This window comes from Haloferax litoreum (assembly GCF_009674605.1).
In the GTDB taxonomy this organism is placed as follows: Archaea; Halobacteriota; Halobacteria; order Halobacteriales; family Haloferacaceae; genus Haloferax; species Haloferax litoreum.
The window spans coordinates 2,354,197-2,368,228 of the sequence record NZ_WKJO01000001.1 but is presented as its reverse complement, the minus strand read 5'-3'; the positions used below and the strand labels follow the sequence as shown (position 1 = coordinate 2,368,228).

The following is a 14,032-nucleotide window of genomic DNA, read 5'->3' as shown; positions in this document are numbered from 1 at the left end:
ATGAGCACACGGCACGTCGGTCTCACCGCGCCGCTTCGAGTTCCAGTGGTTCGATGGCTTGTAGTCCTCTGCTGGGTGGAGGCACTCGCAGTGAGCGTTTACCTCCTCGCGACGCCAGTACGCGTCGAGAGCCTTCGCTACGTGCTCTACCCGTTCGTCTGGATAAACGTCGGTTTCGCCGCGGTCCTCTGGACGAACCCGCCCGAGACGAGTCGGCGACTCGAACTCGTCGCAGGCACCGTCGCAATCGCGTATTTCTTCGTACTCGCCGGCCTCGCCGGGTTGGTCTCGGTCGATTTCAGCGCACTCCTGGGCGGCGGACACGCGCACGCTGGGAGCGGTCACACGATGGGATGGCAGTTCACGCTTACCGCACCGGGGTGGGGGCCACGGTTCGGGTACACGGGAGACGTCGTCTCTGCGGCGTTCGTCCCGTACCGTGTGGTCGGCTATCTCGCGCTGTCGTATCTCGTGTACGCGGCAGTCCTCGACACGGCGCGGACGGTTCTCTCGGGCGCACTCGGCCTCGTCTCGTGCATCGGCTGTACGTTCCCGGTGGTCGCTGGCCTCACTGCGGGACTCGCCGGTGGGACGGGTGTCGTGAGCGCGCTTCAGACGCTCTCTATCGACCTCTCGACGGTCGTGTTCGTCGCCGCCGTCGTCGTCCTCGCGTTCCGACCGAGTACCGATGGCGAGACGGGGAAATGAGCCACGAGCGACGGCATCGACGCGCACTGGTCGCCCTCGTCAGTCTGGGGACCAGTCTGCTCGTCACCCTCGCCTTCGCCACACGTCCAGCGCTGGCACACGCAGGGTCGCTCGGTGGGTCGCTTCGGTCGGTCCCGGCACCGTTCTGGTTGGTCGTCGTCTCCGGCGGCGGCATCGTCGGCCTCTCGTTCCTCGTCTCGGCGTTCGTGACCGACGACGAGACACTCGGTGCGTTCGCTCGTCGACACGTCTACGTCGGTCAGTCGGTCGAACTCGTCGCGACGGCACTCCGCATCGGCGGGGTTCTCGGCTTGCTGGTCGTCTTTGGGTCGACGCTCTTCGGTCCACCAGTCGCTATCGCCAATCTCGGCGTCCTCCTCGTCTGGGTCGGGTGGTGGGCAGGGTTCACGATGCTCACCTACCTCGTCGTCGACGTGTGGCCCGTCGTGAACCCGTGGCGAACGCTCGGCGGACTGTTCCGGACAGTGCATCGCGCCGACACTCGCATACTCCCGAAACGCGTCGGGTCGTGGCCGAGTGTCGTCGGCCTCCTCGGACTCGTCTGGGTGGAAGTCGTGAGTCCGCTGGCAGCGACCCCTCGCGCACTCGCCGTCGTCGTCGCCGGCTACACCGTCGTGACCCTCGCTGGGGCAGTCGTCTACGGCGACGACTGGTTCGAGTACGTCGACCCGCTCTCACGTGTGTTCCGACTGTACGGACTACTCGCCCCGATTCAGCGAACCGATGGAGGACTCTCGATTTCGTTCCCCGGGTCGGCACTGGCCCGGGTCAGAACGTCGATGGACGCGGACGACGTGGCCTTCGTCGTCGCGCTCTTGTGGGTGACGACGTTCGACGGCCTCGTCGCGACTGTCGCGTGGAGCGAACTCCTCGACGCCGTCGCACCCGTTCCCTCGTGGAGTGTGAACCTGTTCGGCATCGTCGCTGGCTTCCTCTTCTTCTTCGTCGTCTACCGACGCGCCGCAATCGCCGCTCGACGGACCGCCGATACGTACGTCACCGGCGACTTCATCGCCGGGTGGTTCGCGCCCGCACTCGTCCCAATCGCCGCAGGATATCACCTCGCGCACTTCGCGGGATACGTGATTGGTCTCGCACCCGCGCTGGGTGCCGTGGCGACTGCTCCCTTGTCGCCCCCGGCCGCCATCTCGGTCGTGAGTGTCCCCGACTGGTTCGGTGGCGTCCAACTCGCGTTCGTCGTCCTCGGACACCTGCTATCGGTCTGGGTAGCGCACACGCGCTCGTTCGACATCTTCCCCGGTCGACTCCAACCGCTCCGCAGTCAGTACCCGTTCGTCGTCGTGACGATTTGCTACACAGCGACGAGTCTGTGGGTCGTCGCGCAACCGACCATCGGAGGGGTCGCAGGATGAGTCGAGTCGACCGAGATGACACGCTGGCGCGCGTTGGACGAGACGAAGAGCGTTGCCACGTGGACGACGACGGGACGATAGTGACTCCGGAGACGGCTCCCCCCACAGGGTCGAACCCGAACGCAGTGTGTCCGTACTGCGACCGCCCGTTCACACGGGAGCGACTTCGCGACTTACACGTCGGTGAGCGACACGAGAACTGCACGGCCGACGAACGGGCGGCGTACGAAGTCGCCAGAGAAGCCGAGTCAGAAGACCTGTTCACGTACCACCTCAAAGTCGCCGGTGGACTCGGTGCTCTCTACGCGATACTGTTCTTACTCGCTATCGTCGGATTCACGCTCTGAGACGGGCGTCGTCGGATTCGACTCGACGTGGTCGTCTCAGGCGTGGTCGTGTTCGGACCCCGGTTCCTTCGGCAAGCACATCACGACTGCTGTCAGGATACCCACGCCGGCGAGTGCGACTGCACCACCGACGACGACGAACACCTCACTCATGCCGAGTGCCTCCGACCCGAGGAGGATGGCCAATCCGAGAACGACGGTTGCGAACGAGGTGACGAGCGCGAACGAGTTCCCATCCATGCACAGTGGTAACACCCCAGCCAGCAAGAAAGTATGCCTGAGTTCGGAGTCGGAAAGGAGGTGACGACACAGATAGTCGACTCAGGCCGCGTTCTCGCCGCTTCGTGCCGCGACGACGACGAGCAGAAACACCGCGAGGGCGAGGACGAGGCCGGGGCCGACGACGAGCGGTGTCGTGAGTCGGCCGGGGACGACGCGCGTCATCATGACGGTCACGCCGACACCGACGGGCACCGAAAAGAGCAGTGCGTAGGCGACGGCGATGAGCGTCGAGCGACGGTCTGCGTCCGGTGACGAAGTGGTGGAAGACACGGTCACAGGAGCGAATACGACGCCGCGACGGTGAGTGCGAGCGCGGCCACCAGTCCGATTCCAACGAGGTACGTCAGCGAGCGGGGTTCGAACCGGAGGTGCTGGAAGTACGCCGCGACCAGCACCGCTTTGGCCGCCGAGAGGACGAGGATGATGCCGAACGCCGTCCAGTAGTTCAGCCCCGCGAACTCCACGAGCACCTGAATCGTCGCCGAGACGAACAATACCACGTAAATCACTGTATAGAATTTTGTTGATACCATCTTGGTCACCTCACAGAATGTAGAACAGCGGGAAGAGGAACAACCAGACGATGTCGACGAAGTGCCAGTAGAGGCCGAAGTACTCCACCGACCGGTTGTCTTCGAGGTACGCACCTCCCCACGCGCGAGCGACCAGATACAGGGTGATGACGAGGCCTGCGACGACGTGTGCGGCGTGCAGGCCCGTCGTGAGGAAGAACGTCGACGTCTGGACGTTCGTCGAGAGCCACAGGCCCTCGTGGAAGAGGTGCTGCCACTCGAGTCCCTTGTTGACGAGGAAGCCCACCCCGAGGACGAACGTCGCCGCGAGACTCGTGACGACACCCAGCCTGTGCTTCTTTTCGGCCGCGACGAGTGCGAGGACGACGGTGAAACTGCTCGTCAACAGGATGTACGTGTTGACGAGGCCCGGAATCGGGTCCGGCGGAACTGGTTCCCAGACGGTCCAGCCGAACGCGACGCGCGTGAAGATGTACGCGCCGAGGAACCCACCGAACAGTACCACGTCGGAGGCGAGGAATATCCACATCCCCACCTTGCCGTTGTCGATGCCGGAGAAGGGCCACGCTTCGCCCTCCTCGAAGACCGGACCGTGGAACGGTTCGAGGCCCATCGCGACGAGTGACCCGAGTGTGATGACACCACCGGCCACCGCCGTCGTCACGTACGCCGCGCCCATCGTCCCGTTCGGGAACGCCGCGTCTTGCATCGGCGAGATACCGAGGAGGACGAAGAACGCCCCCAGCGACAGCACGAACGGCCAGATACTGGCGTGACTCGGGCCTTCGACCTCCGCTTCCGTCGTCTCGACAACCTCGTACTCCCTCGTCACCGCCGTATGCGGCGAGGTTGCGACACCGCCGTCGGCGACACCACCGTCCGCAGTGGCCGACGGTCCAGATGGTCCGTCCGGGTCACGGTCGAGGATGAACGAGAGGTGGCCGTCCCGGTAGGTCGGTGTCCCTTCGAAGTTCTCTAACGGCGGTGGCGACGACACGGCCCACTCGGCCGTCGTCGCGTACTCCCACGGGTTGTCGGGTGCTGGGTCGCCGTCGAATGCGCTCTTGAACAGGTTGTAGAACATGATGAGGAACGACAATCCGAGGATGAACCCGCCGATGGTGGCGATTTGGTGCCACGGCGCGAGTTCCGGCGCGTAGTCGAAGACGCGGCGCGGCGTCTCCCACGCGACGAACAGCGGGAAGTACAGCAGATTGAACCCGACGAAGTACGTCGCGAAGTGGACCTTTCCGAGGAACTCGTCGTACATGCGGCCGGTCATCTTCGGGAACCAGTAGTAGAGTCCCCCGACGAGTGCCGTGACGCCGCCGACCATCACGTAGTGGAAGTGGGCGACGACCCAGTACGTGCCGCGGAACTCGTAGTCGAGGACGACAGCGCCGAGGAAGACGCCGGTGATGCCACCGATGATGAACAACAAGAGCGCCCCGAAGACGAAGAGGAAGGGCGTGGTGAAGCGTATCTTCCCCTTCAGCATGGTGTAGATGAGTGCGAACACCATCAGGTCGAACGGCAGCGAGATGCCGATGGTCGTAATCATGAAGAGCGTCTTCACCTGGAGGTTGATGCTCGTCAGGAACATGTGGTGCATCCAGACGACGAAACTCTGGATGGCGACGAGCAGCATCGCGAGGATGAACCACTTCCGGCCGACGATGCGGCGACCGGTGAACGTCTGGAACACCTCGGCCATGACACCGAGTGCCGGGAAGAATACGATGTACACCTCGGGATGGCCGAAGAACCAGAACAGGTGTGTCCACAGGAGCGACCCGGCCGGTGACTCCATCGCGAAGTACGTCGTCCCGAGGAGGCGGTCAGCGGAGAGGACCATCAACGCGGCGAGGAGTGCTGCGAAGGCGAAGAGCATCATCCAGACGGTGAGGAGAATCGTCCAGCTAAACAGCGGCATGTTGCGGAGTGTGAGCCCCTCTGCTCGCATCCGATGCATCGTCGTCAAGAAGTTGACCGATGACACGGTGACAGAGGCGACGAACAAGACGAGCGCCAAGACTGCCGTCGACGCCCCCACGTCGGGTGTGAACGTGGGGACGTTCAAGGGGGCGTACATCGTCCACCCGCCGGAGAAGGTGCCCCCCTGGAAGAAGGAGACGCCGAAGAGGATGCCCGAAAAGAGGTACAGCCAGTAACTCAGCGCGTTCAGTCGCGGGAACGCGAGGTCTTTCGCACCGAGTTGGAGCGGGACGACGTAGTTAGCGAAGCCGAACGCGAACGGCGAGAGGAACCAGAACACCATCAAGAGGCCGTGTGCGGAGACGGCCTGATTGTACGCGACGGGGGCGAGAATCGTCTCACCGGGGGCGCGCGGTGCCCACAGTTGGATACGCATCAACCACGCGAGGACGCCGCCGAGGACGAGGAAGAACAGGGACGTGACGATGTAGAGGATGCCGACGTCTTTGTGATTCGTCGTGACGAACCAGCGTTTGATGCTCCCCGTTCCGGGGAAGTCGTGGTGGTCGTCGTGGTCGTGTGCCGCGGGAACGACGTCGCGTCCGACTTCTGTGCCACCGTCTGTACGCTCGGGGTTCTGTTCGGTCATGTTGGAACCTCCATGGATGCGGATTCAGTCTCGTTGCCGGTGCTCTCGTACCACTCCTCGTACTCGTCGGGCGGCATCACGATGACCTCAGCGGACATGTACGAGTGACCCGCCCCACACAGTTCGAAACACTGTGCGGTGTAGGTACCCGGTTCGTCGGCGACGAACCACGTCTCAGTCTGCTGTCCGGGGATTGCGTCCGTCTTCACACGCAACGCTGTGATACCGAAATTGTGGAAGACGTCGGCTGACGTCACCTGCAACTCGATTGGTTGGTCCGCCGGGACGCGAAGCACGCCGTCAGTGGTGTGACCGTTCGGGTAGGTGAATCGCCACCCGAACTGGTAGCCCTCGACCTGGATGTCCAGCGACTCTTGGTCTGCCGGCCCCTCTTCGACGTACAGAAGCGTCAGGTACGTCCACGACACCAACGAGACGACGATAATCATACTCATGAAAAACGAGGTTGCCAACTTTCGGCCACCGGAGTCGCCCATCGGGAGTTCACCCAAGATGGGTCGGTCCGCCTCGTCGTCCGACCCGTAGCTGGACCCAGAGCGGTACTTGTAGGCGTTGTAGAGCATGTAGCCGATGACGACCACGCCGACGAGTGACCCAAGGACGAGGAACACCTCGAAGATACTCTCGAAGACGATGACGCGCGTTCCCCGCGGGACGAGCCCCGACTGGAGAAATACCGAGTGACTGAGCAGGAGTGGCGTGCCCATTGGTAACATCTCCCGTCTATGTTAATTAACGTTCATGATAATCACTGTTTCGGCGAACGGCGTCCACTCGTCGTCGAGTGCGAAAGACTGGAGGTAGGGGCCGAGTACCGCGTGAATCGAGAGAGACGAGAGCGTACTCAGACCTCGTGCTGTGGGATTTCAGCGAACCGGTCGAGTGTGAACCCGAGGACGAGTCCGTAGACCCAGTGCGCCGCCAGCGAGAACAACAAGAACGAAGCGACGACGGCGATGCTCTGGTCTGGCCAGAACGCCGGGACGAACCCGACCCAGTACAGCGTCGCGAACGAGACGCCTCGAAGGTACTCGGGTTCCTCCGGCGGGAGGAAGGCCCCGACGACGACGAACGTGATGGGGAGGACGAAGACGCCGCCCATGCCGAACAAGACGACGCCCAGTGCGACACTCGGTTCGAACCCGAAGAACAACGCGATGCCTGCGAATCGCGTGATTGGTTCGGTCAAGAATAGACCGAGTAACTCGGGGATACCGACGAGAATCGGGAGCATCAGCACCGTTCCAATTAGCCCGCCCGTCATCGCGGTGAGGACGACGCGCCCGGTAATCGCGGGTTCTATGGTCTCTCCGGCCGGTTGTTCGACTTCGCCTATCGCGGTACTCGGCGTTTCTTGACTCATCGTCCCGTCGTACTACAACGGCCCTCACAATAAAGGGTAACAATTAATAATGATATATCCGAGAGTATCGTCCTCTATCAGGATTCACGAACGCGACAGGAATACCGGCGAGTCGCCGACGTTTTTGTCGCACGAACCGACAGAGCGGACGATGTACGAAGTCGAGGTCAAAGTCCGCGCCGACCACGGCGTCGTCCGCGAACGACTCGAAGCGGTAGACGCGACGCAGGTGAACCGAGTCGCCCAGACGGACACCTACTACGACGCACCACACAAGGATTTCGCCGAGACAGACGAGGCGCTTCGCCTCCGGCGCGAGACGCGCTTCGACGGTGACGACGTCGTCGGCGAGGAGACCAACGTCACCTACAAAGGACCACTCGTCGACGACTCCTCGAAGACCCGGCGTGAGTACGAAACCGGCGTCCACGATGGCGAGACGATGGATGCGATTTGTACGGCCGTCGGGTTCGAACCCGCAGCGACGGTGGAAAAAGAGCGCGAACGCTTCGTCGTCGACGGGTACACCGTCTCACTCGACACCGTCTCCGGCCTCGGCGAGTTCGTCGAAGTCGAAATCGAAGTCGAAGACGGTGTCGACAGCGCACGCGAAGGCGCGTTTTCGGTCCTCGACACACTCGGCCTCGACCCAGACGACCAGATTCGAACCTCCTATCTCGGGATGCTCCTCGGTGCACCCGAGGAGTGACACCGGGGAAAACCGCATCGCCACCCGTCTGTCGATACGTGGTAGTAATACACATTGCCAGCAAGGTTTCCGCAAGTTATAGAACCGCCCGCTGGGTACGTCCCGTCAATGACTGACCGAAACATCCGCCTCGAATCCGCCGAGAAGCGCGCGGTCGAGGACCAGGAGGTCGAAATCGTCGAGCGAAAGGGAATCGGTCATCCCGACTCTATCTGCGACGGCATCGCCGAGAGCGTCTCCCGCGCGCTCTCGAACCTCTACCTCGAACGCGTCGGCAAGGTCCTCCACTACAACACCGACGAGACGCAACTCGTGGCCGGGACCGCTGCGCCCGCCTTCGGTGGCGGCGAGGTCATCGAACCCATCTACCTGCTCATCGTCGGCCGGGCGACCAAGGAGTACGACGGGAAGAAACTCCCTGTCGACTCGGCCGCCCTCCGGGCCGCGCGCGAGTACCTGAACGAGAACATCCCCGAACTCGACGTCGGAACCGACATTATCGTCGACGTGAAACTCGGCGAGGGGTCCGGTGACCTCCAAGACGTGTTCGGCGAGGAGACGCAGGAAGTCCCGATGGCCAACGACACGAGTTTCGGTGTCGGACACGCCCCACTCACCGAGACGGAGCAAATCGTCCTCGAAGCAGAACGCGCCCTCAACGGGGCACGCTACGGCGACGACCACCCCGAGCTCGGACAGGACATCAAACTCATGGGCAAGCGCGAGGGCGACGTTATCGACGTGACCGTCGCCGCCGCGATGATAGACTCCTACATCGACGACATCGACGACTACATCGACGCCGTCGAGAACGTCCGTGCGTTCGTCACCGAACTCGCCAGTGAGTACACCGACCGCGAGGTCAACGTCGAAGTCAACACCGCCGACGACTACGAAGCAGGCTCTATCTACCTGACGACGACCGGAACGTCCGCCGAACAGGGTGACGACGGGTCTGTCGGACGTGGCAACCGTGCCAACGGCCTCATCACGCCGAACCGGCCGATGAGTATGGAAGCCACGTCGGGCAAGAACCCCGTCAACCACATCGGGAAGATTTACAACCTCCTCTCGACTCACATCGCCGAGACTGTGGTCGCCGAAGTCGAAGGGATTCGCGACTTGCAGGTCCGCCTGCTCTCGCAGATTGGCCGCCCTATCGACGAACCCCACGTCGCCGACGCGAAAGTCATCACCGAGGACGGCGTCACCGTCGCCGACATCGAAGACGAAGTCGTCGCGATAATCGACCGCGAACTCGCCGACGTGACCGACATCACGCGGCGCACCATCGAGGGCGAACTCTCGACGTTCTGACCGGGCGATTCACTCACCGACCTCGACCGACGGCCCCCGTCGTCGAACCCACCCACTATAATTAGCCCAAATATTCGGGTTTATGTTGGCTTTTTGTCCAGTTTTTCTAGCTAGTTTTATGCCCTCGTGGTCAATCGTCCACGTAAGTGGTAGGCGGTGGCACCCCGCTTACGGAGTATCAGGGATGGTCAGAGACACGACACAGGCAGACGACCACCGGGCACGTCGGACAGTCGAACAGCGACGGGAGAGTACAATCGAGACGGACGGTGGACAGGTACGGCCACGACCAGAACACACGAGAGGCGCGGGCGGGGCAGACCACGTTCGTGTCCTCCTCGTCGACGACGACGAGTCGTACACCTCACTCGTCGCGGCACAGGTGCGACGCGTCGAAGATGGGTTCGAGTTCGAGTTCGCCTCGTCGGCGGCCGAGGCACGGGAGGTCTTCGACGAGACCGACATCGACTGTGTCGTCTCCGATTACGAGATGCATCCCGAAGACGGAATCTCGTTACTCACGTCGCTGAGAGAACGTGACTCGGGCATTCCGCTCGTCCTCCTCACGGGACGTCGCGACGCGTCTCTCGTCGAATCCGCCATCGACGCAGGAGCGACCGACGTCATGTTCAAAGACCGCGGGTCGGCCGTCGCGATGCGTCTCGCCAACCGGATTCGTCACGCGGTCGAACAGCGACGAACTCGCCAACAGGCCGAACGACGGGCCAGACTCTCCGAGACGGTTCGGAAGGTCGGACAGCGACTCGTCCGAGCGAGTTCCGACACCGACCTCTTCGAGCAAGTGTGTGAGACGCTCGTCGACGACGGTCACTGCTCGCTCGCGTGGGTCGGCGAACCAAATCCCGAGACTAACCGCGTCGACCCGGTTGCTATGGCTGGGACCGGCACGTCGTACGTGGAGAACATGGTCGTCGAAACTGACGGCGGTGCACAGAGTCGGGGACCCATCGGCCGCGTCCTCAGAAGTGGCCGACCACAGGCGACTGCCGACATCGAGACAGACCCATCGTTCGAACCGTGGCGCGACGACGCACTCGAACACGGGTTACGGTCGAGTCTGAGCGTCCCCCTCACGCGCGGGGACGAAGAGTGGGGCGTCCTCACAGTCTACGCGGAACGCCCGAACGTCTTCGATGGACCGGAGCGCGAACTACTCGTCGAACTCTCGAACGATATCGCACACGCACTCCACCGTATCGAACTGCAGTCGCGTCTCCGTGGATACAAAGAAGCGGTCAATCGGGCAGGACACACCATCTACCTGACCGACCAGACTGGCACCATCCAGTGGGTGAACACGGCGTTCGAGCAGGTCACCGGGTACGACGCCGACGAAGTCGTCGGGAAGAACGCCAGTGTCCTCAAGTCTGGCGTCCACGGGTCCGCGTTCTATCAGAACCTCTGGCAGACCATCCTCGACGGCGACGTATGGCGCGGGCGCATCATCAACCGGAAGAAGAACGGCGACGAGTACGTCGCCAACCAGACGATTGCGCCCATCGAAAACGACCGCGGCGAGCGGTACGCGTTCGTGGCGGTGAACGCCGACGTGACGGGCAACCACGAGCGAATCCGGTCACTCCAGAGCAGTCAACGACGTCTCGCTCGGCGGAACGAACGACTCGGGACGTTCGCAGACAGCGTCGCACACGACCTGCGTGACCCGTTGGCTATCGCCGGCGGCAACCTCGAACTCGCCAAAGAAGGTGATATCGAGCGTCTCGATACGGTCTCTGACCAACTCGACCGGATGAACGAACTGGTCGATTCGATGTTGGACCTCGCCAAGAAAGGAAAAGACACCGGCGAACTCGAACCGGTCTCTGTCGCCGAGGCGGCAGAGGAGGCGTGGCGACACGTCGCGTCAGACGACGCGACGCTCTCGCTCGACATCGACCCGAACTGGGAACTCATGGCCGACGAGTCGCGGTTGGTCCAACTCCTCGAAAACCTGTTCCGGAACGCCGTGGAGCACAGTGACGACGGTGTTCGAGTGACGGTCGGTCGGTGCGCGGACGGGTTTACCGTCGCCGACGATGGGCCGGGATTCCCGGACGACGTGGCAGATAACCCGTGGGCAGTCGGCGTCTCCGGCAACGACGGGGCCGGACTCGGATTGGCACTGGTCGAACGCATCGCGTCGGGCCACTGCTGGACCGTGACGCTGAACTCGGACCTCGGCGGGAGTGTCTTCGAGTTCCGCGGCGTCGAAGTCGTCTCCGACTGATTACCGCGTGTCGTAGTATTTTCGCACCAAGTTCGCCGCCGCGGTGGGCGTCTTTCGGTACGCTCGGTCGCCGTTCGGCGTCCGGACCGCGTATTCGTAGTGTTCGCTGTCCGGGACGTACCACTTACTCGGGAATCGGTCGAGAATTCGCTGTGGGTCGCCGTTGCCCAGTGCGGCGGGTGCGTCGTCTGCGGTCGATTTGGCCTCGGTCGAAGCGTCCTGTTCGGTTCCCCTCTCGCTCCCGTTTGCCGACTCACTGCGGTCGGTGACGGCCGAGACGGTTTCGGTGGCGAGAGACTGCGGGTCGGGGGCGTCTGCAGGCCGCATGACGGTCGGATTCGGTTCGACCAGGAGCGTCTCGGGGACGTCCGGGTGCGACGCCGGGATACCGCGGTACACGTCGTTGCGCTTTCGTGCGGCGAGAGTCTGTTGCATCAAAATCGACTGCATGTTGATAGTGCGGTCACCGTCCGGCGTCAGTTGCTCGTACGACCCGTCGGGGTTCATCTCCCACGCCTTCCGGTTGTCGGCCAAGCCGAGTTCGAGGACGAACCTGAGTTGCTCCCGGATGTCCGGGTCCTCGACCGGTGCGATGGCCTCCACACGCTTGTCGAGGTTGCGCGTCATCCAGTCGGCCGACCCGACGTAATACTCGGGGGCACCCGCATTTTCGAAGTAGAAGATGCGCGAGTGTTCGAGGAAACGGTCGACGACGCTTCTGACGGAGACTGTCTCCGAGAGGCCGTCGATACCCGGTCGGAGGCGACAGATGTCGCGGACGAGCAAATCGATTTCGACGCCTGCCATCGACGCGCGGTAGAGTTCCTCGACGATGCCGGGGTCTTCGAGCGCGTTCATCTTGGCCACGATGCGCGCCGAACGTCCCGCGCGAGCGTGTTCCGCTTCGCGCCTGATGCACTTCGTGAACTCGTTGCGCATGGTGACGGGCGCGATGAGGAGTTTCCGGAACTCCTCGTCGAGCGATGGGCCGGTGAAGAAGTTGAACACCTTCACGAGGTCCTGTCCGATGTCTCGGTCCGCCGTGAGGACGCCCAGGTCGACGTAGCCTTTCGCGGTGCCCGAGTGGTAGTTCCCGGTCGCAACGTGCGAGTAGAGACGCACACCGTCTTCTTCCTCGCGGACGACGAGTGCCGTCTTCGTGTGCGTCTTCAGGCCGATGGTCCCGTAGGCGACGTGGATGCCCTCTTCTTCGAGTTTGCGAACCCATTCGAGGTTGTTCTGCTCGTCGAACCGGGCTTTGAGTTCGACCATCGCGGCGACCTGTTTGCCGTTGTCGGCGGCGTCGATGAGTGACTCGATGACCTTCGAATCGGCCGCAGTCCGGTAGATTGCGGCCTTGATTGCGAGGACGTTCGGGTCGTTCGCCGCGGCGTCGAGGAACTCCTGGACCGTCTCACCGAACGAGTGATACGGGTGGTGCAACAGCACGTCCTTGTCGCGAATCCTGTCGAAGATGGTCTCGTCTGCTCCATCTGTTCCCACGTTGCTGGCAGCGAGTCCCGTGAGGCGAGGGTGTGGTTGTGGCGTCCACGAATCCAGAGAGAGGTCCGGTCTGTCGAGGTCAGTGAGGTCCATGAACTCGCGGTAGTCGAGTGGTCCTTCCAGTTCGAACACCTCCCGTTCGTCGAGGTCCAACTGCTCGACGAGGAGCCGTCGAACAGACTCGGGAGCGTCCGCTTCGATTTCGAGGCGGACTACGGTTGCGAACCGTCGCTGTTCGAGGACTTCCTCAATCATGTCGATGAGGTCCTCTGCAACCTCCTCGTTACGCCGGACTTCGGCGTTGCGGGTCAGTTTGAACACCGCCGTGTCGAGAACCTCGACGTTCGGGAACAACAAGTCGAGGTTGGCGCGGATGACCTCTTCGAGGAGGACGAATCGCCGTTCGTCGCCGTCAGCGTCGACTTCGACGAGTCGCGGGCGGTTCTGCGGAATCTTCACGCGGGTGAACGTCTGGTCGTCGTCGTCGCGGGTGAGTACCGCGAGGGACAGAGAGAGGTTCGAGATGAACGGGAACGGGTGTGCGGGGTCGAACGAAAGCGGTGTCAGCGTCGGCAGGACAGACGTCTCGAAATAGGCCCGCATCTGCGACTGCTGGTCGGGCGTCAAGTCCCCGTAGTCACAGATGCAGATTCCTTCGGCGGCGAGTGCGGGACGTATCTCTTCACGGTAGCAGGCCGCTTGCTGTTCGAACATCGGCCGGGCCTTGTCGATGGCTTCTTCCCACTGTTCGCGTGGGGTTCGGCCGTCGGCCGTACACTCCGTGACGCCGGCGTCTATCTGTTGTTTCAGTCCACCGATGCGTTTCATGAAGAACTCGTCGAGGTTCTTCGTGAAGATGGCGAGAAACCGAACACGTTCCAGAAGCGGGTTCCGGTCGTCCAACGCCTCGTTGAGGACGCGAGACTGGAACTCCAGTTCGCTCAACTCACGGTTGAGGTAGTACTGTGGGTCTGAGAGGTCGATGTCGTCGGGCGACTCGTCAGTCATTTTTTCGGATGGGGG

The 14,032-nt window shown here is 62.6% G+C and carries 13 protein-coding genes; 6 read left to right on the top strand and 7 right to left on the bottom strand.

All coding sequences use genetic code 11. The annotated features are described in order from the left end of the window. From GJR96_RS12205 to GJR96_RS12195, 3 genes are read left to right on the top strand one after another with little or no spacing between them, the layout of a single operon-like run. The gene (locus tag GJR96_RS12205) at nucleotides 1-708 is read left to right on the top strand and encodes a DUF7546 family protein (RefSeq protein ID WP_151163166.1); all 708 of its coding nucleotides are present in this window, start codon (nucleotides 1-3) and stop codon (nucleotides 706-708) included. After that, nucleotides 705-2,102, top strand: a complete 1,398-nt coding sequence (locus GJR96_RS12200) for a hypothetical protein (protein WP_151163165.1) — start codon at nucleotides 705-707, stop codon at nucleotides 2,100-2,102. The genes GJR96_RS12205 and GJR96_RS12200 overlap by 4 nt, the downstream gene beginning before the upstream one ends. A 59-nt stretch (nucleotides 2,103-2,161) precedes the next feature. Next, nucleotides 2,162-2,449: a DUF7410 domain-containing protein gene (locus tag GJR96_RS12195; protein WP_151164035.1), complete on the top strand. Its 288-nt coding sequence runs from the start codon at nucleotides 2,162-2,164 to the stop codon at nucleotides 2,447-2,449. Between the two features lie 36 nt (nucleotides 2,450-2,485). On the opposite strand, the gene GJR96_RS12190 is transcribed toward GJR96_RS12195, so the two are convergent. From GJR96_RS12190 to GJR96_RS12165, 6 genes are all read right to left on the bottom strand, one after another. Then, nucleotides 2,486-2,689, bottom strand: coding sequence for a hypothetical protein (locus GJR96_RS12190; protein ID WP_151163164.1), 204 nt, complete (start codon nucleotides 2,687-2,689; stop codon nucleotides 2,486-2,488). Between the two features lie 81 nt (nucleotides 2,690-2,770). Then, nucleotides 2,771-3,001 carry a hypothetical protein gene (locus GJR96_RS12185; protein ID WP_151163163.1) on the bottom strand — a complete coding sequence of 77 codons (231 nt, stop codon included), beginning with the start codon at nucleotides 2,999-3,001 and terminating at the stop codon, nucleotides 2,771-2,773. A 2-nt stretch (nucleotides 3,002-3,003) separates the two neighbouring features. Next, entirely contained in the window at nucleotides 3,004-3,264 is a 261-nt protein-coding gene (locus GJR96_RS12180) for a cytochrome C oxidase subunit IV family protein (RefSeq protein WP_151163162.1), read from the bottom strand. Nucleotides 3,265-3,274: 10 nt separating this feature from the next. Further along, nucleotides 3,275-5,848, bottom strand: coding sequence for a cbb3-type cytochrome c oxidase subunit I (locus GJR96_RS12175; protein WP_151163161.1), 2,574 nt, complete (start codon nucleotides 5,846-5,848; stop codon nucleotides 3,275-3,277). After that, nucleotides 5,845-6,576 (bottom strand): cytochrome c oxidase subunit II, encoded by a 732-nt coding sequence (coxB, locus tag GJR96_RS12170; RefSeq protein WP_151163160.1) that lies wholly within the window; start codon nucleotides 6,574-6,576, stop codon nucleotides 5,845-5,847. Before coxB ends, GJR96_RS12175 begins: the two co-directional genes overlap by 4 nt. A 137-nt stretch (nucleotides 6,577-6,713) precedes the next feature. Beyond that, the gene (locus tag GJR96_RS12165; protein WP_151163159.1) at nucleotides 6,714-7,232 is read right to left on the bottom strand and encodes a DUF6789 family protein; all 519 of its coding nucleotides are present in this window, start codon (nucleotides 7,230-7,232) and stop codon (nucleotides 6,714-6,716) included. 151 nt (nucleotides 7,233-7,383) lie between these two features. Between GJR96_RS12165 and cyaB the strand changes: the two genes are divergently transcribed. The 3 genes from cyaB to GJR96_RS12150 all read left to right on the top strand — a co-directional run bounded on the left by cyaB (nucleotide 7,384) and on the right by GJR96_RS12150 (nucleotide 11,506). Continuing rightward, on the top strand, nucleotides 7,384-7,941 hold the full coding sequence (gene cyaB / locus GJR96_RS12160; protein ID WP_151163158.1) for a class IV adenylate cyclase: 558 nt from the start codon (nucleotides 7,384-7,386) through the stop codon (nucleotides 7,939-7,941). A 108-nt stretch (nucleotides 7,942-8,049) separates the two neighbouring features. After that, nucleotides 8,050-9,258 (top strand): methionine adenosyltransferase, encoded by a 1,209-nt coding sequence (locus GJR96_RS12155; protein ID WP_151163157.1) that lies wholly within the window; start codon nucleotides 8,050-8,052, stop codon nucleotides 9,256-9,258. 184 nt (nucleotides 9,259-9,442) lie between these two features. Further along, nucleotides 9,443-11,506, top strand: coding sequence for a hybrid sensor histidine kinase/response regulator (locus tag GJR96_RS12150; protein WP_191965858.1), 2,064 nt, complete (start codon nucleotides 9,443-9,445; stop codon nucleotides 11,504-11,506). Here GJR96_RS12150 and ppk1 read toward each other — a convergent pair whose 3' ends face one another. After that, nucleotides 11,507-14,017, bottom strand: a complete 2,511-nt coding sequence (ppk1, locus tag GJR96_RS12145; RefSeq protein ID WP_151163155.1) for a polyphosphate kinase 1 — start codon at nucleotides 14,015-14,017, stop codon at nucleotides 11,507-11,509. Nucleotides 14,018-14,032: the final 15 nt, after the last annotated feature.

Excerpts from the sequence above, each read along its gene's own strand:
- GJR96_RS12205 (WP_151163166.1), top strand. The coding sequence starts at position 1 with ATGAGCACACGGCACGTCGGTCTCACCGCGCCGCTTCGAGTTCCAGTG.
- GJR96_RS12200 (WP_151163165.1), top strand. The coding sequence starts at position 705 with ATGAGCCACGAGCGACGGCATCGACGCGCACTGGTCGCCCTCGTCAGT.
- GJR96_RS12190 (WP_151163164.1), bottom strand. The coding sequence starts at position 2,689 with ATGGATGGGAACTCGTTCGCGCTCGTCACCTCGTTCGCAACCGTCGTT.
- GJR96_RS12180 (WP_151163162.1), bottom strand. The coding sequence starts at position 3,264 with ATGGTATCAACAAAATTCTATACAGTGATTTACGTGGTATTGTTCGTC.
- GJR96_RS12175 (WP_151163161.1), bottom strand. The coding sequence starts at position 5,848 with ATGACCGAACAGAACCCCGAGCGTACAGACGGTGGCACAGAAGTCGGA.
- coxB (WP_151163160.1), bottom strand. The coding sequence starts at position 6,576 with ATGGGCACGCCACTCCTGCTCAGTCACTCGGTATTTCTCCAGTCGGGG.
- GJR96_RS12165 (WP_151163159.1), bottom strand. The coding sequence starts at position 7,232 with ATGAGTCAAGAAACGCCGAGTACCGCGATAGGCGAAGTCGAACAACCG.
- cyaB (WP_151163158.1), top strand. The coding sequence starts at position 7,384 with ATGTACGAAGTCGAGGTCAAAGTCCGCGCCGACCACGGCGTCGTCCGC.
- GJR96_RS12155 (WP_151163157.1), top strand. The coding sequence starts at position 8,050 with ATGACTGACCGAAACATCCGCCTCGAATCCGCCGAGAAGCGCGCGGTC.
- GJR96_RS12150 (WP_191965858.1), top strand. The coding sequence starts at position 9,443 with ATGGTCAGAGACACGACACAGGCAGACGACCACCGGGCACGTCGGACA.
- ppk1 (WP_151163155.1), bottom strand. The coding sequence starts at position 14,017 with ATGACTGACGAGTCGCCCGACGACATCGACCTCTCAGACCCACAGTAC.